Origin of the sequence: Curtobacterium sp. PhB25 (genome assembly GCF_004365375.1) — a bacterium.
In the GTDB taxonomy this organism is placed as follows: domain Bacteria; phylum Actinomycetota; class Actinomycetes; order Actinomycetales; family Microbacteriaceae; genus Curtobacterium.
This window is the reverse complement of the sequence record NZ_SODR01000004.1, coordinates 141,387-164,421: the sequence shown is the minus strand read 5'-3', so window position 1 is coordinate 164,421 and position 23,035 is coordinate 141,387. Positions and strand designations below refer to the sequence as shown.

Annotated in this window: 24 protein-coding genes; 18 read left to right on the top strand and 6 right to left on the bottom strand. The window is 71.8% G+C overall.

From position 1 onward, the window contains the following. Positions 1-191: 191 nt before the first annotated feature. Genes EDF51_RS09645 through EDF51_RS09635 form a run of 3 tightly spaced genes read left to right on the top strand, consistent with a single transcriptional unit; the run spans position 192 to position 1,792 of the window. Positions 192-725, top strand: a complete 534-nt coding sequence (locus EDF51_RS09645; protein WP_166673519.1) for a PIN domain-containing protein — start codon at positions 192-194, stop codon at positions 723-725. Between the two features lie 37 nt (positions 726-762). Continuing rightward, on the top strand, positions 763-1,302 hold the full coding sequence (locus tag EDF51_RS19855; RefSeq protein WP_166673518.1) for a hypothetical protein: 540 nt from the start codon (positions 763-765) through the stop codon (positions 1,300-1,302). Positions 1,303-1,354: 52 nt separating this feature from the next. After that, complete coding sequence (locus tag EDF51_RS09635) at positions 1,355-1,792, top strand: hypothetical protein (protein WP_134194619.1); 438 nt, start codon at positions 1,355-1,357, stop codon at positions 1,790-1,792. A gap of 11 nt (positions 1,793-1,803) precedes the next feature. Here the strand turns inward: EDF51_RS09635 and EDF51_RS09630 are convergent, their stop codons facing one another. Continuing rightward, entirely contained in the window at positions 1,804-2,544 is a 741-nt protein-coding gene (locus tag EDF51_RS09630; RefSeq protein WP_132099861.1) for an SDR family NAD(P)-dependent oxidoreductase, read from the bottom strand. A gap of 102 nt (positions 2,545-2,646) precedes the next feature. Here EDF51_RS09630 and EDF51_RS09625 point away from each other — a divergent pair, with 102 nt between their 5' ends. From EDF51_RS09625 to EDF51_RS09605, 5 genes are all read left to right on the top strand, one after another. Then, positions 2,647-3,489 carry a helix-turn-helix transcriptional regulator gene (locus tag EDF51_RS09625; RefSeq protein WP_111084701.1) on the top strand — a complete coding sequence of 281 codons (843 nt, stop codon included), beginning with the start codon at positions 2,647-2,649 and terminating at the stop codon, positions 3,487-3,489. A gap of 179 nt (positions 3,490-3,668) precedes the next feature. After that, positions 3,669-4,658, top strand: a complete 990-nt coding sequence (locus EDF51_RS09620; protein WP_134194617.1) for an alpha-L-glutamate ligase — start codon at positions 3,669-3,671, stop codon at positions 4,656-4,658. 108 nt (positions 4,659-4,766) lie between these two features. Then, positions 4,767-5,819, top strand: a complete 1,053-nt coding sequence (locus EDF51_RS09615; protein ID WP_134194615.1) for an LLM class flavin-dependent oxidoreductase — start codon at positions 4,767-4,769, stop codon at positions 5,817-5,819. Continuing rightward, the gene (locus EDF51_RS09610; RefSeq protein WP_134194613.1) at positions 5,819-7,126 is read left to right on the top strand and encodes a PLP-dependent transferase; all 1,308 of its coding nucleotides are present in this window, start codon (positions 5,819-5,821) and stop codon (positions 7,124-7,126) included. Before EDF51_RS09615 ends, EDF51_RS09610 begins: the two co-directional genes overlap by 1 nt. A gap of 9 nt (positions 7,127-7,135) precedes the next feature. Continuing rightward, positions 7,136-8,068 carry a 4-(cytidine 5'-diphospho)-2-C-methyl-D-erythritol kinase gene (locus EDF51_RS09605; RefSeq protein WP_111084697.1) on the top strand — a complete coding sequence of 311 codons (933 nt, stop codon included), beginning with the start codon at positions 7,136-7,138 and terminating at the stop codon, positions 8,066-8,068. Between the two features lie 48 nt (positions 8,069-8,116). Here EDF51_RS09605 and EDF51_RS09600 read toward each other — a convergent pair whose 3' ends face one another. Beyond that, positions 8,117-9,769 carry a glycosyltransferase family 39 protein gene (locus EDF51_RS09600; protein ID WP_134194611.1) on the bottom strand — a complete coding sequence of 551 codons (1,653 nt, stop codon included), beginning with the start codon at positions 9,767-9,769 and terminating at the stop codon, positions 8,117-8,119. A gap of 95 nt (positions 9,770-9,864) precedes the next feature. On the opposite strand from EDF51_RS09600, the gene EDF51_RS09595 reads away from it, so the two are divergent. Genes EDF51_RS09595 through EDF51_RS09570 form a run of 6 tightly spaced genes read left to right on the top strand, consistent with a single transcriptional unit; the run spans position 9,865 to position 15,149 of the window. Further along, positions 9,865-10,935, top strand: coding sequence for a HesA/MoeB/ThiF family protein (locus EDF51_RS09595; protein ID WP_166673517.1), 1,071 nt, complete (start codon positions 9,865-9,867; stop codon positions 10,933-10,935). Between the two features lie 52 nt (positions 10,936-10,987). Next, positions 10,988-11,404: a TOBE domain-containing protein gene (locus EDF51_RS09590; protein WP_134194607.1), complete on the top strand. Its 417-nt coding sequence runs from the start codon at positions 10,988-10,990 to the stop codon at positions 11,402-11,404. After that, positions 11,401-12,210: a molybdate ABC transporter substrate-binding protein gene (gene modA / locus EDF51_RS09585; RefSeq protein WP_132099865.1), complete on the top strand. Its 810-nt coding sequence runs from the start codon at positions 11,401-11,403 to the stop codon at positions 12,208-12,210. Before EDF51_RS09590 ends, modA begins: the two co-directional genes overlap by 4 nt. 3 nt (positions 12,211-12,213) lie before the next feature. Next, positions 12,214-13,014 (top strand): ABC transporter permease, encoded by an 801-nt coding sequence (locus tag EDF51_RS09580; RefSeq protein WP_134194605.1) that lies wholly within the window; start codon positions 12,214-12,216, stop codon positions 13,012-13,014. After that, positions 13,011-14,036, top strand: a complete 1,026-nt coding sequence (locus EDF51_RS09575; RefSeq protein WP_134194603.1) for an ABC transporter ATP-binding protein — start codon at positions 13,011-13,013, stop codon at positions 14,034-14,036. The genes EDF51_RS09580 and EDF51_RS09575 overlap by 4 nt, the downstream gene beginning before the upstream one ends. Positions 14,037-14,048: 12 nt before the next feature. Next, the gene (locus EDF51_RS09570) at positions 14,049-15,149 is read left to right on the top strand and encodes an ionic transporter y4hA (protein WP_131880481.1); all 1,101 of its coding nucleotides are present in this window, start codon (positions 14,049-14,051) and stop codon (positions 15,147-15,149) included. A gap of 287 nt (positions 15,150-15,436) precedes the next feature. Here EDF51_RS09570 and EDF51_RS09565 read toward each other — a convergent pair whose 3' ends face one another. Genes EDF51_RS09565 through EDF51_RS09555 form a run of 3 tightly spaced genes read right to left on the bottom strand, consistent with a single transcriptional unit; the run spans position 15,437 to position 18,171 of the window. After that, positions 15,437-15,676 (bottom strand): MoaD/ThiS family protein, encoded by a 240-nt coding sequence (locus tag EDF51_RS09565; RefSeq protein WP_123291834.1) that lies wholly within the window; start codon positions 15,674-15,676, stop codon positions 15,437-15,439. Between the two features lie 3 nt (positions 15,677-15,679). Continuing rightward, positions 15,680-16,726 carry a GTP 3',8-cyclase MoaA gene (moaA, locus tag EDF51_RS09560; protein WP_134194601.1) on the bottom strand — a complete coding sequence of 349 codons (1,047 nt, stop codon included), beginning with the start codon at positions 16,724-16,726 and terminating at the stop codon, positions 15,680-15,682. A 5-nt stretch (positions 16,727-16,731) separates the two neighbouring features. Beyond that, positions 16,732-18,171 carry a glycosyltransferase family 87 protein gene (locus EDF51_RS09555; protein WP_134194599.1) on the bottom strand — a complete coding sequence of 480 codons (1,440 nt, stop codon included), beginning with the start codon at positions 18,169-18,171 and terminating at the stop codon, positions 16,732-16,734. Between the two features lie 21 nt (positions 18,172-18,192). On the opposite strand from EDF51_RS09555, the gene EDF51_RS09550 reads away from it, so the two are divergent. The 4 genes from EDF51_RS09550 to pheA all read left to right on the top strand — a co-directional run bounded on the left by EDF51_RS09550 (position 18,193) and on the right by pheA (position 21,626). Further along, positions 18,193-19,584: a molybdopterin-dependent oxidoreductase gene (locus EDF51_RS09550; protein ID WP_208321834.1), complete on the top strand. Its 1,392-nt coding sequence runs from the start codon at positions 18,193-18,195 to the stop codon at positions 19,582-19,584. Further along, a complete protein-coding gene (locus EDF51_RS09545) occupies positions 19,581-20,030 on the top strand; it encodes a hypothetical protein (RefSeq protein WP_134194597.1) in 450 nt (149 codons plus the stop codon). The genes EDF51_RS09550 and EDF51_RS09545 overlap by 4 nt, the downstream gene beginning before the upstream one ends. Positions 20,031-20,058: 28 nt before the next feature. Then, positions 20,059-20,604: a MarR family transcriptional regulator gene (locus EDF51_RS09540; protein ID WP_131921471.1), complete on the top strand. Its 546-nt coding sequence runs from the start codon at positions 20,059-20,061 to the stop codon at positions 20,602-20,604. A 65-nt stretch (positions 20,605-20,669) separates the two neighbouring features. Further along, positions 20,670-21,626 (top strand): prephenate dehydratase, encoded by a 957-nt coding sequence (pheA, locus tag EDF51_RS09535; RefSeq protein ID WP_123338582.1) that lies wholly within the window; start codon positions 20,670-20,672, stop codon positions 21,624-21,626. A gap of 324 nt (positions 21,627-21,950) precedes the next feature. On the opposite strand, the gene EDF51_RS09530 is transcribed toward pheA, so the two are convergent. Continuing rightward, on the bottom strand, positions 21,951-23,027 hold the full coding sequence (locus EDF51_RS09530) for a diacylglycerol kinase family protein (RefSeq protein ID WP_134194595.1): 1,077 nt from the start codon (positions 23,025-23,027) through the stop codon (positions 21,951-21,953). Between the last annotated feature and the right edge of the window lie 8 nt (positions 23,028-23,035).

The following is a 23,035-nucleotide window of genomic DNA, read 5'->3' as shown; positions in this document are numbered from 1 at the left end:
AGCGCGGACCCCGGTCGGCAGCGGGGGCCGAGGATCTTCACCGAAGCCGAACGGCAAGCGCTGTTCGCTCGGACGCCGCGACCTGAAGGCACGTTCGAAGAACGCCGCGAGCGCCGACGGCGCGCGATCGAGTCGATCGATCCGGACTTCTGGGTCGAGCCGACCGTCTCATTCCACACGCATCCCTGACCGTGTTCGAGCGACTCAAGCCCGAGCATTTCGACGAGCACCGGGTCCTCGAGTTCAACGACTGCGCCGCCCGCCCGGACGCCGTCCTCGTCGAGTCGAGCTTCATCCGGAGCGCGCTGCGCCGGACCGATCGTCACAAGGTGGAGGCGGTCGCGTTCCTCGACCACCTCGACCTCGCCGGTACAGAGATGATGTACAGCGCCTACACGGAGTTCGAGGTTCTGCGAGCTGCTCACGGCATGGCCACGGAAGCCGCTCGTCGCCATGTCACCGCATGGCGAGAATTGTTGCGGTCGACGCAACTGCACTGGGTCGGGGTCGATGCCGTCAGCGATGAGGTCCCAGCCCTCATGGAAGAGTTCGGCCTGACCGTCTCGGGTGCATTGCACGTCGCAACAGCTCGGCATCGGGAAGTCGACGGCTTCGTGACGGTCGATCCCGAGTTCGGCGTCGTCGACAAGGAGCGCCTCCCGCTGATCATCGACGCCGAGGGTGCTCAGCTGGCGCGTCGCCTGCGGGCGGGTTCCCAGCCCTGATCCGCGATGGCGGTGTCCTCCGGCCTACGATGACGGCATGACCGACGGAACGGTTCGCTCGCACGCGCAGGGGATGGCGCCGGACCGTGTCCTCGCGGCGACGGGCAAGTCACCGGACGAGTGGCACGCGCTGATCGACACGGCGGACGGAGCCACCATCGGGCACGCTGCGATCGCGTCGTGGATCGTGGATCAGGGCGTCGAGCCATGGTGGGCGCAGGGCATCACCATCGGGTACGAACAGGCTCGTGGGCTCCGCGTCCCCGGGCAGCGCTCGGACGGCACCTTCGCGGTTTCGGCCTCACGGCAGGTCCCCGGTGAGCGCGAGGCGGTGCTCGATCGGATCGTGCCGGTGTTCGCGGCCGCACTCGGGTCCACGCCGACGTCCGGGCGCCGCGGCGGCCAGCGTCCGTCGGCCCGGTGGACCTTCCCCGACCGCGAATCCGTGCTGCTGAACACCGAGGACGGTCCCAAGCCCGACACCGTCCGCATCTCGGTGCAGCGGGAACGGCTCACCGGCCCCGAGCGGATGCCCGACGCCAAGGCCGAACTGCAGCAACTGCTCGCAGGCCTCTGACGCCGCGAACGGGGGAGCGCGCGCACGGTCGTCCCGCCCCTACGATCGGCGGGTGCCTCGCATCACCCTCCCCGGCTGGATCACGATCATCGCCGTGCTCGGCGGGCTCGCCATCGACTGCTTCGCAGTGTCGGTCATCGTCCGCGATCCGTCCAGCGACGGGGCGTGGGCCGCGGTGGTGCTCGGTCTGAGCATCGTTTTGTGGGGGGTCGCGTTCGCGTACTTGGACGACGGTCCGGACACCGACGAGCCCGGCACGACAGCGGTCGGGTCCGTTCCGCGCATGCACCGTGACCGAGCGCATCGTCTGCTCAGCACAGCACTGACGGTGATGGTGTTCACCGCGATCTACGCGGGCACCCGCTGGCAACAGGTGCCGGTCGGCTGGGCGCTCGGTGGAGCGGTGATCGCGACGGGACTCCCCATGCTGAACCGCGCCCTCGACCGGCGGATCGCTCGCAACGAGCAGGCCGAGGGCGCAGCCGACTGACGTGCCGCGCGTCAGTGCGCGCGCGACGCCATCGCCTCGAAGATCTGCTGGTGCGTGCCGTCGCGCTCGGCGAACCGGAGCGGCAGCACGTTCTGCACCAGGATCTCGGGCGAATCGCCGGCGGACAGCAGCCCGATGACCTCGTCGGCGAAGGCGTCGAGCGGCATGCCACCGAAGTCCGCTCCGCCCATCAGATCGGTCGACACCGCCGGCGGAGCGAGTTCGAGAACCGACACCGGGGTGCCGAGCAGCTGCTGACGGAGCGACTGCGTGTACGAGTGGATGCCGGCCTTGGTGGCGTTGTACGTCGGCGTCGCGGTGAGCGGGACGAACGCGAGGCCGGACGAGACCGTGACGATGGTCGAGGCGGGCTGCGCCAGCAGATGCGGCAGGAACGCGTCGATGAGGCGGATCGTGCCGACCAGGTTGGTCTGGATGATCTCGAGCGCGTCGTGGATGTGGTCGGGGGAGCGCAGGTCCTCGTTGCGCATGATCCCCGACATGGTGACGAGGGCGTCGAGCGACGGGTACGCCTCGAGGACGGAGGCGGCGGCCTTCTCGATCGATGCGGCGTCGCTCACGTCGATCTGCACGGTGCCGAAGCCGTGCTCGGCGGCGAGCGAGTCGAGGAGCGACTGGCGACGCCCGCCGATGACGACGGTGCTGCCGGCGGCCTGCAGGCGCTGGGCCAGGGCGAGGCCGATGCCCGAGGTCGCGCCGGGGATGAAGACGGTGGAGTTCGTGATGTCCATGTCCACCACCATGCGCTGTCGTCGGCAACCCATCCAGACCTCGGTCATCGGGGGATCGGCGATCCCTGGCACGGCGGCGCGAACCGGACGACAATCGGGACCATGGACCGAGCTGCACTCGCCGACTTCCTCCGCCGTCGCCGCGAACTGCTGCGCCCCGAGGACGTCGGTCTCGGTCAGGGACCACGACGCCGGACGCCTGGGCTCCGGCGCGAAGAAGTCGCTGCGCTCGCGGGCATGTCGGTCGACTACTACACACGGCTGGAGCAGCAGCGCGGACCGCAGCCGTCGGAGCAGATGATCGCCGCGATCGCCCGGGCGCTCCGCTGCAGCCTCGACGAACGCGACCACCTGTTCCACCTGGCCGGACAGAACGCGCCGACCCGGTTGCACCGCGCCGACCACGTCGACCCCGCGATCCTGCGGGTGCTCGACCGGCTCGAGGACACCCCCGCGATCGTGGTCAGCCACCTGGGCGAGACGCTGGTCGAGAACCGGCTCGCGGCGGCGCTGCTCGGGTCGTCCGTCAGCCTGCCCGGCAACGAGCGCTACCAGGCGTGGCGGTGGTTCGTGACCGGCGATGAGCTCGCGAAGTACGCGCCGGAGCAACACGAGCGACTGGCCCGGGTCGTGGTGGCGTCGCTGCGGGCGGCGGTGGGGCTGGCCGGACCGGGGGACCGTCGGGCCACCGAGCTGATCGCCGAGCTCGAGACCCGCAGCCCCGAGTTCCGCGAGCTCTGGGCACTGCACGAGGTGACGAGTCGCTGGTCCGACAACAAGACGATCGTGCAGCCGCAGCTCGGCCGGATCACCGTCGACTGCCAGGTCCTGCACACCGACGACCAAGCCCAGGCGCTGTTGCTGTTCACCGCGCCCCCAGGGTCCGAGGACGCGCAGAAGCTCGAGCTCCTCGGCGTCGTCGGTCAGCAGGCCTTCGCGGGCTGACGCCCCGCACGGTGCGCGTCCGTCCGGCTCGTGCGAGGTTGACCACTCGGTGCCGCCCTACAGGCCGGCACCGAGTGACCAACCTCGCACCACGCGAAGACGCACCCGGACGCACCGCACGAAGCAACCGCGCGTCACACACTTGGCCGCGTGCGGTATACCGTGCCTAGGGTGGGCGGGTGAGCACTCCCCGCGTGTACGTCATCCACGAGAACCCCGAGTGGTTCCCGCCGCTCGCCGCAGCCTTCGAGGCTGAGGGCGTCCCGGTGCAGGAGATCCTGCTGACCGAGGGACAGATCGACCTCGGTGCCGAGCCGGAGCCCGGTGTGTACTGGTCGCGCATGTCGGCGTCGAGCCACACCCGCGGCCACGAGCACAGCAAGGAGTACACCCGCGCGGTCCTCGGCTGGCTCGAACGAGCGGGTCGCCAGGTCGTCGGCGGCAGCCACGTGCTCGAGCTCGAGGTCTCCAAGGTCGCCCAGCACGGGCTGCTGCAGAACGCCGGGTTCGACGTGCCCCGCACCACCGCCGTGTTCGGCACGACGACGCTCAAGCAGGCCGCGCGTACCTTCACGAACGGCCAGGACGTCCCGTTCATCACGAAGCACAACCAGGGCGGCAAGGGCCTGGGCGTCCGCCGGTTCGACTCACTCGCCGAGTTCGACGCCTACGTCGACTCGCCGGAGTTCGAGGCGCCGGTCGACGGCATCACGCTGCTGCAGGAGTTCCTGACGGCCCGTGAGCCCTTCATCACCCGCGTCGAGTTCGTCGGCGGCGAGTTCGTGTACGCCGTCCGCGTCGACACGAGCGCCGGCAGCTTCGAGCTGTGCCCGGCCGACGCGTGCGAGGTCCCCCAGGTCATCGCGGGAGCGGTCTGCGACGTGCCGGGAGCCGAACAGCCGAGCGCGTTCAGCGTCCGGACCGAGGTCACCGCCGAGCACCCGCTCGTCCAGCAGCTCCGCACGTTCCTCGCCGACCAGCGCATCACGATCGCGGGCGTCGAGTTCATGGAGACCACGGACGGCCGCACGGTCGTCTACGACATCAACACGAACACGAACTACAACCCCGCCGTCGAGGAGTCCGCGCCGGCCTCCGGCCCGCGTTCCATCGCGCGCTACCTCGGTGGCCTGCTGGAGACGCAGTACGCGGCGCAACTCACGGCCTGAGCACGCAAGAACCACCGGACAGGAGGCCCGTGGCGGGCCCGCCACGGGCCTCCCGTCCGTTCCGCGCCCCTTCCCGGGCACTCCCCACCTCCCCAAGGAACTCACCCCGTGCGATTCGGATACTGGACCCCGCTCTTCGGCGGCTGGCTGCGCAACGTCGACAACGAGAACATGCCGGTCACCTTCGACTACGTGAAGCGGCTGGCGCAGCGCGCCGAGCGGATCGGCTTCGACCTGACGCTCGTGCCGGAGCTCAACCTCAACGACATCAAGGGCACGGCGGCGCCGTCGCTCGAGGCCTGGTCACTCGCCGCGGCCATCGCGGCGACGACCGAGCGCCTCGAGATCATGGCGGCCATGCGCCCCGGCTACCACCTGCCCGCGGTGACGGCGAAGCAGGCGGCGACGATCGACGACATCTCGTGCGGCCGATTCACGTTCAACGTGGTGAGCGCGTGGTGGGCGGAGGAGGCCAAGCAGTACGGCGGCATCTTCTCGGAGCACGACGACCGCTACAAGCGGACGGCGGAGTTCGTCGAGGTCATGAAGGGGATGTGGCGGGAGACGCCGTACTCGTTCTCGGGCGAGTACTACGACATCGAGAACGCGCACCTCGAGCCGAAGCCCCGCGTGACCCCGCGCATCTACGCCGGCGGCGAGAGCGAGGCGGGCAAGGCCGCGATCACCGGGTACGCCGACGCCTACGTGACCCACGGCGGCACGGTCGAGGAACTCCGCACGAAGATCGCCGAGATGAAGCAGCGCCGGGTCGACGCCGGACTGCCGCCGTTCGAGGCGTTCGGCATGGCCGCGTACGTCATCGTCCGCGAGACCGAGGAAGAGGCGCAGGCCGAGCTCGCGCGGATCACCGACGTGCAGCACGGCAACGCGTACGAGTCGTACCAGGACTTCATCTCGAAGTCGCAGCTCGAGCACATCCCCTCGCTCGAGGACTACTCGGTGTCGAACCGCGGCCTGCGCCCCGGGTTCGTCGGCACGCCGGCGCAGGTCGCTGCCCGGATCAAGGAGTTCGAGGACGCCGGGGTGGACACGCTGCTGCTGCAGTTCTCGCCGCAGCTCGAGGAGATGGACCGCTTCGGCGAACAGGTCATCCCGCTCGTCCGCCCGTCGGTGGTCGCGGCGTCCGAGGCGGTCGTCTGATGGGCACGACCGAGGAGGAGTGGGCGTTCGAGACCCGGCAGATCCGCGCGGGCTTCAAGGCCGACCCCGGGTTTGGCGGCAACGTCCCGCCGATCGCCCAGACCGCGGCCTTCGTCTACCCGTCCGGTGAGGACGCGGCGGACCGCTTCATGCTCAACGCCCCGGGGCACACGTACTCGCGCGTGAACAACCCGTCGGCGGCGGCGCTCGAGCGTCGGATCGCGGACCTCGAGGGCGGTGTCGGCGCCCTTGCGCTTGCGTCCGGCCAGGCGGCCACGTCGTTGGCCGTCCTCGGCGTCGCGCGGGCCGGTGACCACGTCGTGTCGAGTGCCTCGCTGTACGGCGCGACGTACACGCTGTTCGCGTCGACGCTGCACGACCTCGGCATCGCGTTCACCTTCGTGCAGGACCCCACGGACCTGGACGAGTGGGCTGCCGCGGTGCGTCCGGAGACGAAGACGTTCTTCGGGGAGTCGATCCCGAACCCGCGCGGTGACGTCCTGGACTTCGCCGGGGTGGCCGGGGTCGCGCACGACGCCGGCGTCCCGCTCATCGTCGACAACACGATCGCGACGCCGTACCTGGTCCGGCCGATCGAGCACGGCGCGGACATCGTCGTGCACTCGGCGACGAAGTACCTGGCCGGGCACGGCAGCGCCATCGCCGGGCTCATCGTGGACAGCGGCAACTTCGACTGGGCGGCCCACGCCGAAAAGTTCCCGCAGCTCGCGACCACCGAACAGTCCGGGTTCGCGAACACGGACTTCGCGTCGAAGTTCGGGCGGCGCGCGTTCATCCAGCGCACCCGGTCGAAGCTCTCCGCCGACCTCGGTCCGGCGATCGCCCCCTTCAACGCCTTCCTGGTGCTGCAAGGCATCCAGACGCTCTCCCTGCGGATGGAGCGGCACGTGTCGAACGCCGCCGCCGTCGCGTCGTGGCTGGACGCGCACGACCAGGTGCTCGGCGTGCACTACGCGGGACTGCCGTCGTCGCCGTGGCACCACCTGCAGCAGCGGTACGTGCCGAAGGGGCCGTCGGCGGTCCTGGCGTTCGACCTGGACGGCGGGGTCGAGGCCGGACGGCGGTTCGTGGCCGCCCTCGAGCTGTTCGACCACGTGTCGAACATCGGTGACGTCCGGTCGCTCGTCGTGCACCCGGCGTCGACGACCCACGTGCAGATGACGTCGTCGGAGCGGGCTGCGGCCGGTGTCGGCGACGGGCTCATCCGGCTGTCGATCGGCCTCGAGCACATCGACGACGTCCTCGCCGACCTGGCGCGGGGCTTCGCGGCAGCCGCAGCGGGATAGGTTGGGGGCATGACCACGTTGGCCGCCCCGACCCGCGTGCGGACGCGCGCCCCCGGCAAGATCAACGTGTTCCTGTCCGTCGGTGCGCTGCAGGACGACGGCTACCACGACGTGGCGACCGCGTACCAGGCCGTGTCGCTGTACGAGGACGTCACGGCCGAGCACGCCGACGACTTCTCGGTGACCTTCACCGGCCCGATCGACACGTCGAACGTGCCGGTCGACGAGTCGAACCTGGCGATCCGTGCGGCCCGGCTGGTGGCCGACGCCGCTGGGCACCGGGGCGGAGTCCGGTTGACGATCGACAAGCAGGTGCCGGTGGCCGGCGGCATGGGTGGTGGCTCGGCGGACGCCGCGGCCACGCTGCTCGCCGTGGACACGCTCTGGGGCACCGCCCTCGGGCGTGAGGAACTGCTCCGTCTCGCCGCGCAGCTCGGCGCGGACGTGCCGTTCGCCTTCGCTGGTGGCACGGCCGTGGGCACCGGCCGCGGCGACGAACTCAGCCCCGCACTGGCGAAGGGCGAGTTCCACTGGGTCCTCGCGCTGAGTGACGACGGCCTGTCGACCCCGGCGGTGTACCGTGCGCTCGACGAGCACCGGGAGCGCTACCGCGCCGACATCGCACCGGCGCCGTCCCACCCGGTGGTGGAGTCGAACGTGCTGCAGGCGCTGCGTGCCGGCGACCCCGACCTGCTCGCCGACTGCGTCCACAACGACCTGCAGGCCCCGGCCATGCGGCTGCAGCCCGGACTCGCGTCGACCCTCGAACTCGGCGAGAAGGCCGGAGCGCTCGCGGGTCTGGTGTCGGGCAGTGGCCCGACGGTGGCGTTCCTGGTCGGTGACCGTGACGCCGCGCTCGAACTGCAGGTCGAGCTCAGCGCTGCCGGCCTGGTCGCGCTCCGTGCCACCGGACCGGTGCACGGCGCCCGCCTCGTGCACTGACCGTACGACAGACGCTGACCGTCCGACGAACGCTGATCGGCCGTCAGCTCAGCGGCTGTACTTCCACAGGATGACCGTGTCCGTGTGCCAGTACCGCACCACGTGGAAGCCCTGGTCCTTGAGCGTCTCGGAGACCTCTGGGCGGATGTTCCGCGACTTGGCGCCGACGAACCAGACGGTGTCGATGTCGGCCAGGCGTGCCGGCACGGTCGTGGCGATGTCGCCGTTCACGTTCCACAGCTGACCGCGCTGCGCACCCGTGCTCGCCACCGCCAGGTCCCGCATGCCGCTGAAGGCCTCGGGGTAGGCGTCGGCGATGACCTGCGCCGTCGCGGTCGGGTGCTCCCACACGCTGCCGTAGATCACTCCTTCGTCGGCGTCGGTGGTCACGTTCCGCTCGCGTTCGATGATCGCCGCCGCGTTCGCCCAGTGCGAGGACTGCTTGGCGTGCGGCAGCCGCACGATCGTCGACGTCGGCACGGACACCAGGACCATGGCCACGACGGCCATCGCGATCCAGCGCCGCGGACGGATGGCCGTGATCGCGAGTCCGATCAGGAGCGCCACGAACGGCAGGCTGATGCTCGCGTACTTGGGGGAGTACAGGTGCTCGCCGGCGGCGGTCGCGGCGACCAGCAGCGCGGTGGGCACGATCGTCAGGGGCACGGCGACCCGGACGGCCTGCATGCGGAGCACGTCGCGGGCGGCCGGCGACGGGCGTCGGGCCGCGCGCACCGCCAGCACGACGGCGACGATCATGAGCAGCCACCCGAGGGCGGCGTACGGGTAGACGACCCCGAACCACGCGGTCGCGAACACCTGGCGCAGGGTGGCCCACCCGATGCCGGTGATCCAGCCGACCTGCTTGGCCTGACCGGCGGCGAGTCCGATGAACGGCAGGACCACGACGGCCGCGGCGGAGGCGGCGACGGCCCAGCGGACGACGACGGCGCGGTCCACCATCGCCGAGGGCACCGTGCCGCTGCGATCGGTCACCGAGGCCTGCCGTCGGGCCGCCCGGTCGGCGACGCCGGTCCATGCGAGCACGACGCCGTGCGCCACGACGGCGAGGGACAGGTACACGTTGAACAGGACGGCCACGGCCGCCAGCACGCTGTAGACGACCCACCACCGCGTCGCGTGGTGCCGCACCCGGGTGCGACGGACCGCGGTCAAGCCGACGAGTGTGAGCAGCGCGGCGAAGGTGGTGACGGTCGCGTACGGGCGGCCCTCGGTGCCGGCCCAGGCGACGCGGGGCAGCAGCAGGAAGACCAGACCGGAGACGACCCCGAGCCGGACACCGCCGAGCCGCCGGCCGAGCGCCACCACGAGGGCGGCGGCGATCCCGATCGCCAGGGCACTCGGGAAGCGGAGCGTGAACGGGGAGTAGCCGACCAGCGCGAGCCAGACGTGCATGAGCGCGTAGTACAGACCGTGCACGGCGTCGACGTTCTGCAGCTCCGCCCAGAGCGCCGGCCAACTGCGCTGCGCACTCGTCAGGGTGGCGGCTTCGTCGTACCAGACCGACGGCACCCACGTGAAGGCGGCAGCGACGACCACACCGACCACACCGACGGTGATCTCCGGCGCACGCACCAGGGTCCGCACGGTCGACAGGGCGAGTGCCCGGAGCCGTGCGCGCGTCGACGTGTCCGACGTCGTGCGTCGGACCGTGACGGTGCCGGTGCGGGGAGAACTCACGCCCGCGACCGTACCGAGCGGCACTGAGCATCCGCCGCGTCCACCCGCTGAGCATTCACATGCAGGGATTCGGCGCGACCGGCCAGAATGACGGGATGGACCCCCTCGTCGCCCCCGTCGCAGCGCTCTCCCCGTGGCGGACACGGCTCGGCTCGCGGACCGCTGCCCTGTCCGACGTCGGCGACGTCGGGCTCCGGCGTCTGGCCGCTTCACGCGTCCTGGTGGTCGGCGCCGGCGGGCTCGGGGCTCCCGTCGTCGCGTACCTCGCGGGCGTCGGACGGCTCACGGTGGTCGACCCCGACGTCGTCGACGCCTCGAACCTCGCGCGCCAGACGCTCTTCACCGCTGCCGACGTCGGATCGTCGAAGGCCGGGGTCGCCGTCGCCCGGGCCCGCGCCGTCGACCCGGAACTCGACGCCGTCGCCGTGGTCGGGTCCTTCACCCCGGAGCTCGTCGCCGGGCACGACGTGGTCGTCGACGCGGCGGACTCCGTCCTGGTCACCCGAGCGGTCTCGGACGCCTGCGCCGACGCCGGCGTGCCGTTCGTCTGGGGCACGGTGCTCGGTCACGACGGCCAGGTCAGCGTGTTCCGCGACGCCGGACCGGACGGCGTCGACTTCCACGACCTGCACCCCGAGGCCCTGCCCGACGAGGGCTCCTGCGCCCTGGACGGCGTCGTGCCGGCACTGTGCGGCGCCGTCGGAGCGGTGATGGCCGGACAGGTGCTGGCCCTGGTCACCGGCACCGGCGAACCGCTGCTCGGGCGCGTCCTGACCGTCGACGCACGCCGCTGGCGGTGGAGCGAGAGCCCCGTCCGGCGCGGACCGGCATCACACCGACCCGTCGTGGTCGCTCCCGCGCGGACCGACCGCATCGCCCCGTCGGCGCTCGCCGCGCGCCTGGCCGACCCGGCGGACCCGGTGGTCGTCGTCGACGTGCGCACCGACGCCGAACGGGCGGACGGCGTCGTCGCCGGAGCCGTTCCGGACGACGCGGTCACTGGCGACGCCGAGGCGGCGGACGTGGTCGTCTACTGCGCCCGTGGCCCGCGTGCGGACGCGTGGGCTGCCGCACAACCGGCCTGGAGGCACGTGGCGGTCCTCGACGGCGGGTTCGAGGCCTGGCGCCGCGAAGGGTTGCCCGTGGCGGTCGGGCACGGGTCCTGATCCGACACGATCGGGTCCAGAGCGCCGCTTCCGCGGCTAGGATCGTCGCATCATGACGCAACTGCGGATCCGCGATGCTGCTGCCTTCCTCGGGGTGAGCGACGACACCGTGCGCCGACTCGTCGACGGGGGCACCTTCGACCGGGCCACCGACGACGCCGGTCGCGCCGTCGTCGACGGTCGACAGGTGGCCGAGTTCGCCCGGGCGCGGAGCACCGAGCTGGCCGCCCCGGACACCGGCGTGAAGAGCTCGGCACGGAACCGCTTCGTCGGCATCGTCACCGACCTGGTCGTCGACACCGTGATGGCGCAGGTCGAACTGCAGTGCGGCCCGCACCGCGTGGTCTCGCTCATGAGCGCCGAGGCGGTGCGCGACCTCGGGCTCGAGGTCGGGTCCGTCGCCGTGGCGTCCGTCAAGGCCACGATGGTCACCGTCGAGGCGCCCACCCACCAGGAGGACCCCCGATGACCCGTCGACCCCGCTCGCTGCTCGTGCCCCTCGCCGTCGTCGCGGCGCTCGGCCTGGCGTCGTGTTCCACCGCCGACGCTCCGGCCGGGTCGTCGTCGCCGTCATCGTCGTCGAGCGCGGACGCAGGCGTGTCGGGCTCGATCACGGTGTTCGCGGCGGCGTCGCTCCAGAAGACCTTCACCACGCTCGGCAAGGACTTCGAGCTCGCGAACCCCGGCGCCTCGATCGAGTTCTCGTTCGCGGGGTCGAGCGACCTGGTCACTCAGATCCAGAACGGCGCCCCCGCCGACGTGTTCGCCTCCGCCGACGAGGCGAACATGGCGAAGCTGTCCGCGACCGACCTGGCGAGCGGGTCACCGGAGGACTTCGCGACGAACGTCCTCGAGATCGCCGTCGCGCCGGGCAACCCGAAGGGCATCACGAGCCTCGACGACCTGACCGGCTCCGACGTCCAGCTCGTCACGTGCGCCGCCCCGGTGCCGTGCGGCGCCGCGACGGCGAAGGTCGAGTCCGCCTCGGGCGTCGACCTGCAGCCCGTCAGCGAGGAGCAGTCCGTCACCGACGTGCTCGGCAAGGTCGAGTCCGGTCAGGCCGACGCCGGGCTGGTCTACGTGACCGACGTGCAGGGTGCCGACGGCAAGGTCGACGGTGTCCCGTTCGACGAGTCGAGCAAGGCCGTCAACACGTACCCGATCGGCGTGCTCAAGGCGTCCGAGGACCCGGAGCTCGCGCAGGCGTTCTCCGACTACGTCCGGTCCGCCACCGGCCAGAAGGTGCTCACCGCCGCCGGGTTCGGGAAGCCGTGACCCGTGGCCTCGCGGGCTGACGGACGGCCGCCGGTCGCCTGGTGGCTCCCGCTGCCCGCGGTGCTGGGCGGCCTGTTCGTCGTCGTCCCCGTGCTCGCGATGCTCGGTCGGGTCGACTGGTCGTCGTTCGTCGCCCTCGTCACCTCGACGGCGTCGCTCATGGCCCTCGGGCTCAGCCTCGGCACCGCGCTGACCGCCACGGCCGTCGCGTTCGTGCTCGGGTACCCGCTCGCCGTGCTGTTCGCCCGGTCCCGGTCACGGTGGGTGGGTGTCGCCCGCGCCGTCGTGCTGCTGCCGCTCGTGCTGCCGCCCGTCGTCGGCGGGCTCGCGCTGCTGGCGGCGTTCGGTCGCCTCGGGGTGGTCGGGGCGTTCCTCGACGACCACGGGCTGCACATCGCGTTCACCACGACAGCGGTCGTCATCGCGCAGACGTTCGTCGCCATGCCGTTCCTGGTCTCCTCGATCGAGGGCGCGCTCCGCGTCGAGGGGGACCGGTACGAGCGGGTCGCCGCGACCCTCGGCGCCGGTCCCACCCGCACGTTCCTCACCGTCACGACCCCGAGGGTCCTGCCCGGCATCGTCTCCGGACTGGTGCTCTGCTTCGCGCGAGCACTCGGCGAGTTCGGTGCGACCCTGACGTTCGCGGGCAGCCTGCAGGGGGTCACCCGGACCCTGCCATTGGAGATCTACCTGCAGCGCGAGGTCGACCCGGACACCGCCGTGGCACTGGCGGTCGTGCTCGTCGTGGTCGCCGTCGTGGTCATCGGTGCCTCGTCGCTCCGGACCCGAGGCGTGGCAGCGTGAGCGGGGTCACCGCACGCATCGTCGTCGAGCGACGCGGGGTCGACGTCGCCCTCGAGGTCGCGACGGGGGAGTGCGTGGCGGTCATCGGGCCGAACGGCGCGGGCAAGTCCACCGTGGTCGAGGCCCTCGCCGGCCTGCTGCCGATCGACGCCGGACAGGTGGTCCTCGGCGGCACCGTCGTGTCGGACCAGCGGCGGACCGTCCCCGCCCACCGCCGCCGCATCGGACTCGTCGCCCAGCGGCCCGACCTGTTCCCATTCCTCGACGTGGTCGGCAACGTGGCGTTCGGCCCGCGCGCCGCCGGTGTCCGACGGGCCGCGGCCCGTGCCCGCGCGCTCCGTGCCCTGGCGGCCCTCGGCATCGACGACCTGGCGGGACGGAGCCCCGATGCGCTGTCCGGCGGGCAGGCCCAGCGCGTCGCCATCGCCCGGGCGCTCGCCACCGACCCGGCGGTCCTGCTGCTCGACGAACCGACGTCGGCGCTCGACGTCGCCGCGCGCGACGAGGTCCGTGCAGCCCTCCGCACCGCGATCGGCGGGCGCCCGAGCGTCCTGGTCACGCACGACCCGGTCGAGGTCGTCGCCCTGGCCGACCGGGTCGTCGTCGTCGAGCACGGCCGGGTCGTCGAGGACGGCACCCCAGCGGCCGTGCTCGGACGGCCCACGAGTGCCTTCGCGGCGGCGTTCTCCGGACTCGCACTGGTGCGCGGGACCGCCACCGCGGGTGGGATCGCCACCGACGGCGGGGGCGAGCTGGTGTCCAGGACGCACGCCGTGCCTCCCGGTCGCCCCGCCCTGGGCGCCTTCCACCCGACGGCCGCCGTGCTCACGCGGGACGGCGCCGGACCGGCGCGCACCGTCACGTCGCTCGAACCGCGGGACGGTCTGGTGCGGGTCCGCGCCGGCGACCTGGTCGCGGACCTGACCCTGTCGCGCGTCACGGCACTCGGCATCGGGCCTGGCGACGCGGTCCACGTGGCCGTTCCCGCGTCCGAACTGGCGGTGTACGCGCCGCGCGGTTGAGACAATGGACGGATGACCTCCTGGTTCCCCAAGGCGTGGCCCGTGGCCATCCCGATCCTGGCGGCCGTCGTGCTCGCGTTCTCGTACGGCCGCTACGGACTCGGCACCGTGGTCGTGGCGATCGTCGCGGTCGTGCTCGCCGCCACCGTGCTCGCGGCGGTGCACCACGCCGAGGTCGTCGCGCACCGGGTCGGGGAACCCTTCGGCTCACTCGTGCTCGCCGTCGCGGTCACGATCATCGAGGTCGCGCTGATCATCTCGCTGTCGAGCTCCGGCGGCGCCCAGGCCGAGACCCTGGCGCGCGACACGGTGTTCTCGGCCGTGATGATCACGATGAACGGGCTGGTCGGCCTCGCGATCCTGATCGGGACGCTCCGGCACAACACCGTGCGCTTCAACCAGGAGGGCGCGAGCGCCGCGACGATGACGGTGGCCGCGCTCGCCGTGCTGACCCTGGTGCTGCCGACGTTCACCACCGGCACCGACGACGCGTCCTTCACCGGGACGCAGCTCGTCTTCGTGGCGGTGGCGTCGATCGTGCTCTACGGCCTGTTCGTGGTGACGCAGACCGTGGCCCACCGCGACTTCTTCCTGCCCGTGAACCGGTCAGGGGGTGTGCTCGCCGAGTCCGAGGACGCCCACGCTGCCCGGCCGACCGGTCGCGCGACGATGATCTCGCTCGCACTGCTCGTCGTCGCCCTGGTCGCCGTGGTCGGGCTCGCCAAGGTGGAGTCGCCCGCGATCGAGGCCGGCGTCGCCGCGGTCGGCTTCCCGCCGTCGTTCGTCGGTGTCGTGATCGCGCTGCTCATCCTGCTGCCCGAGGGCATCGCGGCGTCGAAGGCCGCCGCCCGCAACCGGATCCAGACGAGCCTGAACCTGGCGATGGGGTCGGCGATGGCGTCGATCGGTCTGACGATCCCCTCCATCGCGGTGGCGTCGCTGTTCATGCCGGGCACGCTGCTGCTCGGGCTCGGGTCGTCGCAGATCGTGCTGCTCGCGCTGACGATCGTCGCCGCGGTGCTCACGGTGCTGCCGGGTCGGGCGACGCGGCTGCAGGGCGGGGTGCACCTGGTGATCTTCGCCGCGTTCATCGTGCTGTCCGTCTCGCCGTAGCGGGTGGCGGCGCGGCGGCGGCGAGGCCGGCGGCCGGGCGGCGTACCTGGTCGGATCGGGCGTACCTGGTAGGAAGTTCTGACCCGGTATGCCCGGAAACACCAGGCATCGCGGGCGTTCTGGGAAGGAACGGACACAGGGCGCGCAGGCACGGGGTCGATTCGGGAGTACCAGGTCGTTCCGGGCGTACCTGGTCGGATCGGGCGTACCTGGTCGGAAGTTTCGACCCGGTATGCCCGGAAACACCAGGCATCGCGGGCGTTCTGGGAAAGAACGGGCGGGGGCGCTCAGCCGCCGGCGAAAGGGGGCATGACGTCGACGACCGCGACCCCGGACAGCGCGGTGGCCCGGTCGCGGGTGGTCACGCCGTCGACCAAGTACGAGCACCGCTCCTGCAGCGCACTCCAGCGCGATGGGTCGGTGGCGGTGACCTCGCGCAGCGCCTCGTCGAGCGTGCCGGCCGCGGTGGTCAGCGTGTCCGCGCCGACCGCCGCCCGGGCAGCGGCGAAGAACCGGATCGTGGTCATGTCTCAGCCGCCGATCGCGCTCATGCCGCGCGTCGGGTGCACGAGCTCGTCGCTGTCGTCGCCGTGGTCGCGCGGCTTCGCCCACATCGCCCGGCGCCACAGCTCGGCCAGGTCGTCGTCGGAGACCCCCGCGCGCATCGGGCCGAGCACGTCGGTCTCCGCGTCGGAGAACAGGCAGCTCCGGACGTTGCCGTCGGCGGTCAACCGGGTGCGGGTGCAGTCGGCGCAGAAGGACTCGGTGATGCTCGCGATGATGCCCACGGTGCCCAGTGACGCACCGGAGTGTGCGTCCTGCACCCGGTACCGCTCGGCCGGGGCGCCGTCACGCGGTGCCTCGTCCGGCGTCAGCACGAACGACGACGCCAGCAACGCCCGGGTCTCGGCAGCGGTCACCATCTCGGTGCGGTCCCAGGCGTGGTCGGGATCGAGCGGCATCTGCTCGATGAACCGCAGCTCGTAGCCGCGGTCGAGGCACCAGCGCAGCAGCTCCGGCGCGGCCTCGTCGTTGATCCCGCGCAGCAGCACCGCGTTGACCTTGATGTCGAGGCCGGCGTCGTGGGCGGCGGACAGCCCGGCGATGACCTTGTCGAGGAACGGGCGGCGGGTCACGGTGGTGAACACGTCCGGGTCGACGGTGTCGAGCGACACGTTCACGCGCCGCAGCCCGGCGTCGTACAGGGCCTGGGCGCGGTGGGCGAGGCCGATGGCGTTCGTGGTGAGCGACAGTTCCGGGGCGTCGGGCAGCGCGGCGCACCGGGCGATCACGTCGACCAGGTCGTGCCGGAGCATCGGCTCGCCGCCGGTGAACCGCACCTTGCGCACGCCGAAGCGCGACGACCCGATCCGGACCAGCCGCTCGATCTCGGCGGCGGTCATCAGGGCGTCGTCGGGGGCGAAGGGCAGCCCGGCGGCCGGCATGCAGTAGGTGCAGCGCAGGTTGCACCGTTCGGTCAGGGACACCCGCAGGTCGATCGCACGACGCCCGAAGCGGTCGACGAGCCCGGCGGACGCCGGGTCCACGGTCGTGCCGAGCAGGGTCGCGGGTGCCATGCGGCTCAGCGTACGTGTTCGACGCTCCGGAACGACAGCCGTTCCCACCAGCGCCGCCAGTCCGACCGGCTCGTGCGCAGGAGCGTCACCACCACGATGACGGCCACGGCGGCGAGCAGCCACCACCGGTAGGCGTCCGTCGACGGCCACACCCCGCGCAGCGCGATGGCGAGCCCGATCGACAGCCACTCCCACCGCCCCGACAGCACCACGAACGGGATGAGCAGCAGCGCGTACCAGGGGTAGCGCGGGGTCACGGCGAGGAACGTGACGCCGATCATCAGGACCTCGCCGGACCACGGCCGCGACGGGTCGGACAGCCGCCAGGCCACGAAGGCGGCGAGCAGCACGGCGAGCCCGACCACGACGGTCGCGGCGTCGCCCCGGAAGACCAGCGACACCAGGGCGAAGCGCGAGCCGTCCTCGTAGCCCTCCTCGCTCAGGTAGCCGGGCAGGTACCCGAGCACGTCGAGCCCCGTCGTCAGCACGTAGGGCACGTAGAGCAGGCCGAACACGGCGATGCCGACCGGGATCGCCCACCAGGAACGCCACCGGCCGAGCAACGGCGGGTACACGATCGCGGGGATGAGTTTGGTGGCCGTGGCCGCTCCGAGCGCGATCCCGCCCCAGATCGGTCGACCGAACGCGACGAGGACGGCACCCGCGGTCGCGAGCGCCGCGCCGAGGGCGTCGACGTGCGAGTTCGTCACGGCCTCGGACGCCACGAGCGGCGACCAGGCCCAGAGCGCTGCCCACCACGTCGGGCGACCCGTCTTCCGCAGCACCACGACGAGGGCGACGGTCACGACCAGCGAGAGGAGCAGGCCCGCCACCTGGAACGGCATGTACTGGGCGGTGGCCGGCACGAAGGCGCGGACCGCGGCGAACCAGAGCTGCGCCATCGGCGGGTAGATCGTCGTCACGTCCGGCCGGTTGATCGCGGTGCAGTGGCCGTCCGCGCCGTCGCCCAGGCCGCGGAACCGGGGCTTGATGTCGTCGCACGTGCCGTTCACCTTGTCCGGGAACAGCCAGTCCGGCCGCAGACCGGACAGTGCCGTGGACTGGGGGGTGTGCGCGTACGGTGAGACTCCGGCATGCTGGACGATGCCGTCCCACGCGTACCGCGCCGAGTCGGTGCTCGTGCTCGGGGGCCCGGCCAACGCCGCGAGACCGACCACCACCGCCCCGACCATGACCACGGCGGTCATCCACCGGGCGGGCACGAACCGCAGCGCGAGCACGGCGATCACGAACACCGTCCAAGCGATCAGCGTCCACGCAACGAATGACGAACGAGTGTCGGATCGGAGGAACCCCAGATGCGTGACGCCGAAGGCGATGACGCCCGCGAGGGCCAGTACCCCGACGACCGCGCCCACGACGGCGAGGCGGGCACCGGGTCCGACGGCGGAGGACGGTCGGACGGCACGCAGTCGGTCGCTCATGGTCCGTCGAGGCTAGCGGGCGTGCGGCACCTGCTGTTCGAGGCGCGGGCCGCACTGGCCTCGCCGAACCGGAACGCGCGCTCCGCGGTGGTGCTCGGACGACTGCTCGGCATCGCCTTCGTGGTCTGCTTCGGCACCGGTATCTACAGTCACCTGTTGCAGGAGCCCCTCGGCTGGATGCGGTTCCCGACCCGACCGACGCAGCTCTACCAGTTCACCCAGGGCCTGCACATCACCACCGGCATCGCGATCATCCCGCTGCTGCTGGCCAAGCTCAACACCGTCATGCCCGCGCTGGTGCAGGTCCCGCCGGTGCGCGGCGTGCTGCACCTGTTCGAGCGGCTGTCGATCGCCGTGCTCGTGTCGGCCTCGATCATCCAGGTCACGACCGGCCTGCTCAACACGTACCAGTGGTACCCGTGGCCGTTCCCGTTCCGCCAGGTCCACAACGCGATGGCGTACGTGATCATCGGGTCGCTGATCATCCACATCGCGTCGAAGCTGCCGGTGATCGCCCGCTACTGGCGGAAGCGCGACTCCTACGACGAGCAAGGCCGGTTCATCGCGGACCCCGCGTCCGGCAGTGAGTTGCTCCCACCCGTCCGGGAGGCCCGGGGTGCGTCCGCCCCGCCGGCTGCGGTTGCCGAGACGGCCGGTTCCACGGCCCCCGGCCTGCTCGGCCGCGTGTTCCGCTGGATCGACGGCGTCGACGCGGTCAAGGCGGTCGACGCAGCCACCGAGGAACCGGTGGCCGATGCGCCGGAGCCGACCCGGGCCTCCCGGTCGGTCGAGGAGCGCGCACAGGGCCGACGCCAGCGGATCGCACGACGCGGGTTCTTCGGTGGCGTGACGGCCGCGGTCGTCGGCGTCGTCGCCCTGACGGCGGGGCAGTCCTCGAAGCTCGCCGAACCGTTCAACGTGTTCGGCGCGCGCCAGCGCGGTCTCGGCGCGAACGGCCTGCCGGTCAACCGCACCGCCCGCGCGGCGGGGGTGCTCGCCAGCGCGACCGCCGCGGACTGGACGCTGACCGTCGTCGGACCCGACGTGACCCGGACCTTCGTGCGCGCGGAACTCGTCGCGCTCGGCACCACCGAGGTGGACCTGCCGATCTCGTGCGTCGAGGGGTGGAGCCAGATGGGCAGCTGGAAGGGCGTGCGGATGCGCGACCTGCTCGGCGCCGTGCAGGCCGAACCCGGATCGCACGTGCGCGTCACGAGCCTGGAACGGCACGGCGGCTACCGGATCATGGACATGGGGCCGGAGTACGCCGAGGACCCGACCACCCTGGTCGCGCTCGAGCTGAACGGTTCGACGCTCGACCTGGACCACGGGTTCCCGGCGCGGATCATCGCTCCGGGACGACCGGGCGTGCTGCAGACCAAGTGGATCGAGAAGATCGAGGTGCTGCGGTGAAGGCCGCGCGGATCGTGCTCGTCGTGCTCGGCGTGCTGGTGATCGCGTTCGGCGCCTACGTCCTGGTGACGTCGGTCAAGCCGAACCGGATCGGCGGGCTGGCGACCTGGCTGCTCGGCGCGGTGATCCTGCACGACGCGATCCTGTCGCCGTTCGTCGTCGGCGCCGGACTGCTCCTGCGTCGCGCGGGGCGGTCGCTCCGGGCGTGGGTGCTCGTCGTGGTGCAGACGGTGATCGTGCTCGGCAGTGTGCTCGCCCTCGTGGTGCTGCCCGAGATCGCGGCGAAGCGGCACGGGCAGAAGAACCCGACGATCCTGCCGTTCGACTACGGCACGCGGTTGCTGATCGTCGAGGGGGTGCTGCTGCTCGTGGTGGTGGCGGTGCTCGTCGTCGGGGTGGTCCGTGCGCGGCGGACGGGTCCCGGGGGCGCGCGCGCCACTGGTTAAACCGACAACCATTCGGTAGGATGCAGACATGACCGACGAGACCCCGTGGCTCACCCGCGAGCAGCTGCGCGCGTGGATGAAGCTCGTGGCCGTCATGGAACTCCTGCCGGCGGCGCTCGACCAGCAGCTGCAGCGTGACGCGGACCTGACGCACTTCGACTACATGGTCATCGCGATGCTCTCCGAGACCGACGGCCGCACGCTGCGCATGTCGGCGCTGGCCTCGGCGACGAACGCCTCGCTGCCCCGGCTGTCGCACGTGGTGTCCCGGCTCGAGAAGCGCGGACTCGTGACGCGCTGCCCCTCGACCTCGGACCGCCGCGCGACCGACGTCCAGCTCACCGACGCCGGGTACGCCACGATCGTCGAGGCCGCTCCGGACCACGTCCGCACCGCACGCCACGTCGTGATCGACGCCCTGAGTGACGAGCAGGTCGTCCAGCTCGACGGCATCGCGGCCGCACTGCTCACACGGCTCGACCCCGAAGGGCGGTTCGCTGCCCTGACGTACCCGCGGGACGACGACGACACCGCGATCTGCGAGGCCCGGCTGACCGGTGCCAGCACCGACTGAACGGCGCTGTGGGCCCGCGTCTGCGCCCGCGTCTGCGGGCTCGGTCGTTGCAATAGGCTCGGCCCATGACCGACCCCGCCGCGCCGTCCGACACCTACTCCTACCTCGGACCCGCCGGCACCTTCACCGAGGCGGCCCTCAAGCTCGTCGAGGCCGCGGCCGGCAAGCCCTGGCGGAGCGTCAACAACGTCGGTGAAGCGCTCGACGACGTCATGTCCGGCCGCTCGGTCGGCGCGGTCATCGCGATCGAGAACAGCGTCGACGGCGGCGTCAGCGCAACGCAGGACGCCCTCGCCCGGATCCCCGGCGTACGGATCGTGGGGGAGTACCTCGTGCCGGTCGACTTCGTGCTCGTCGCGCGCCCCGGCACCGTGCTCGCCGACGTCCGCACGGTGAACGCGCACCCGGTGGCGTACGCGCAGACCCACAACTGGCTCGAGGCGAACCTGCCCGGTCACGGCCACATCCCGGCGTCGTCGAACGTCGCCGCCGCGCTCGCCCTGCTCGAGGCGAACCCCACCGCCGACGCCGCCGTCGCACCGCCCGGCATCACCGACCACCACGACGTCGTCGTGCTCGCGTCGTCGATCGGCGACAACGCCTCGGCCGTGACCCGCTTCGTGCTCGTGTCCAAGACCTTGGCGCTGCCCGAGCCGACCGGTGCCGACAAGACGAGCGTCATCGTCGAGCTGCCCGCCGACCACCCCGGCGCCCTGGTCGACATGCTCGAGCAGTTCGCGACCCGCGGCATCAACATGGGGCTGCTGTCGTCGCGGCCGATCGGCGACGAGCTCGGCCGCTACCGGTTCGTCATCGACCTGGACGGGCACGTGCAGGACGAGCGCGTGGCCGACGCCCTGCTCGGTCTCCGTCGGTTCAGCCCCCGCGTGACGTTCCTCGGGTCGTACCCGCGTGCCGACGGCGCGCAGCCCGAGGTGCCGGCGCGCTACTCGGACGCCGCGTTCGTCGAGGCCCGGGACTGGCTGCGCGCGATCGTGTCCGGCGAGCCCGACGCGGGCTGACGCGCGGCGGTGGCTCGTCGGTCGGCGCTGTGCTGTCGGCCGGTGCTGTGCTGTCGGCCAGTGCTGTGCTCGTCGGTCGGCGCGTCTGGCGCACGGTGCGGCTCTTGTCGGCCGGTGCGAGGTTGCCCGCTCCGTGCGCCGCTACAACCTCGCACCGAGCACGCAACCGCGCACCAGTCGACCGAGCCCGCACGGTGCGTGATCACCCCGGTCCGCACAGCCGCGCACGTGCTGAACAAACCCGCACGGTGCGTGATCGCCCGGCCCGCGCAACCGCGCACAGGCCGAACAACCCCGCACGGTGCAGCGCGGGCACCTCCCGGCTCAGCGCTTGCGGCCGCGCACCCAGCTCGGCCGCGGCTCCACCGTCGGCACCTTGACGGTCAGCGAACCGGGGTCGATCCGCGCACGGAACGCCGTGATCTCGCCCACCGGGTCGCCGTCGATCTCGAACTCGTCGGGCTTCTCGAGTCGCAGTGTGAACTCCTCGCCGCGCATGTACCGCAGCGGACGTTCCTGCTTCGCCGCCGTGGTGATGCGTCGACCGATCAGCGTCTCGGACAGCGCCGAACGCCGGAACCAGCGCAGGATCCCGTTCTCCCAGAACACGCGGGCACCGATCCGCACCCAGCCGAAGAAGCCGCGCGGTCGCATCACGACGATGTCGAACACGCCGTCGTCGATCTCGGCGTCGGGCAGCAGCATCGCGTTCGCCTGCAGCATGCCGCAGTTGCCGACGATGACCGAGTGCGCGCGCACTGAACCGTTGCGGGCCGACTCGTCGAGCCGGTACTTGAACTCGAAGCCGTCGGTGTCCCGCACGGAGCGGAGCAGCGAGTCGAGGTACGCGAGCCACCCGACGCGCTTCTTCAGCTCGGGCCGGGTGTTCGCGATCATCCGGGCGTCGAGCCCGAGGCCCGCCATCACGACGAAGCCGAACTGCTCGCGGGCACCGTCGGGCCGCTCGATGCCGATGAGGCCGAAGTCGATCGCCCGCTCGTGGCCGGAGAAGATGGTGTGCGCGCTGCTCGCCAGGTCGTCGAGGGGGAGCTTCATGTTGCGGGCGAGCAGGTTGCCCGTCCCGCTCGGCAGCAGTGCGAGCGAGGCACCGGAGCCGTGCACGACCTCGGCGACCGCGCGCACGGTGCCGTCGCCACCCGCGGCGGCGACGACGTCGGCTCCCGCGTCGAGCGCTGCGCGGGCCATGCCCCCGCCCGGGTCTTCCTCGGTGGTCTCGAACCAGAGCGTCTCGGCCCAGCCGGCTTCCTGCTGGTGCCGTTCCACGGTGGCCTTGAGGGTCGGCAGGTGGACCTTGACCGGGTTGTAGACCACGGCAGCCGTCCGGTGCTCGGTGGGGAGGGCGTCCTGGTCCGCGGGCGCGGTCTCCGAAGGGGTCGACATGGGATCAA

What these genes read in the sequence shown, in the direction of transcription:
- EDF51_RS09555 (WP_134194599.1), bottom strand. Translation starts at nt 18,171, where the DNA reads ATGAGCGACCGACTGCGTGCCGTCCGACCGTCCTCCGCCGTCGGACCC.
- EDF51_RS09540 (WP_131921471.1), top strand. Translation starts at nt 20,059, where the DNA reads ATGACCGACGAGACCCCGTGGCTCACCCGCGAGCAGCTGCGCGCGTGG.
- EDF51_RS09630 (WP_132099861.1), bottom strand. Translation starts at nt 2,544, where the DNA reads ATGGACATCACGAACTCCACCGTCTTCATCCCCGGCGCGACCTCGGGC.
- EDF51_RS09595 (WP_166673517.1), top strand. Translation starts at nt 9,865, where the DNA reads ATGGACCCCCTCGTCGCCCCCGTCGCAGCGCTCTCCCCGTGGCGGACA.
- EDF51_RS09605 (WP_111084697.1), top strand. Translation starts at nt 7,136, where the DNA reads ATGACCACGTTGGCCGCCCCGACCCGCGTGCGGACGCGCGCCCCCGGC.
- pheA (WP_123338582.1), top strand. Translation starts at nt 20,670, where the DNA reads ATGACCGACCCCGCCGCGCCGTCCGACACCTACTCCTACCTCGGACCC.
- EDF51_RS09565 (WP_123291834.1), bottom strand. Translation starts at nt 15,676, where the DNA reads ATGACCACGATCCGGTTCTTCGCCGCTGCCCGGGCGGCGGTCGGCGCG.
- EDF51_RS09590 (WP_134194607.1), top strand. Translation starts at nt 10,988, where the DNA reads ATGACGCAACTGCGGATCCGCGATGCTGCTGCCTTCCTCGGGGTGAGC.
- EDF51_RS09610 (WP_134194613.1), top strand. Translation starts at nt 5,819, where the DNA reads ATGGGCACGACCGAGGAGGAGTGGGCGTTCGAGACCCGGCAGATCCGC.
- EDF51_RS19855 (WP_166673518.1), top strand. Translation starts at nt 763, where the DNA reads ATGACCGACGGAACGGTTCGCTCGCACGCGCAGGGGATGGCGCCGGAC.
- modA (WP_132099865.1), top strand. Translation starts at nt 11,401, where the DNA reads ATGACCCGTCGACCCCGCTCGCTGCTCGTGCCCCTCGCCGTCGTCGCG.
- EDF51_RS09625 (WP_111084701.1), top strand. Translation starts at nt 2,647, where the DNA reads ATGGACCGAGCTGCACTCGCCGACTTCCTCCGCCGTCGCCGCGAACTG.
- moaA (WP_134194601.1), bottom strand. Translation starts at nt 16,726, where the DNA reads ATGGCACCCGCGACCCTGCTCGGCACGACCGTGGACCCGGCGTCCGCC.
- EDF51_RS09570 (WP_131880481.1), top strand. Translation starts at nt 14,049, where the DNA reads ATGACCTCCTGGTTCCCCAAGGCGTGGCCCGTGGCCATCCCGATCCTG.
- EDF51_RS09530 (WP_134194595.1), bottom strand. Translation starts at nt 23,027, where the DNA reads ATGTCGACCCCTTCGGAGACCGCGCCCGCGGACCAGGACGCCCTCCCC.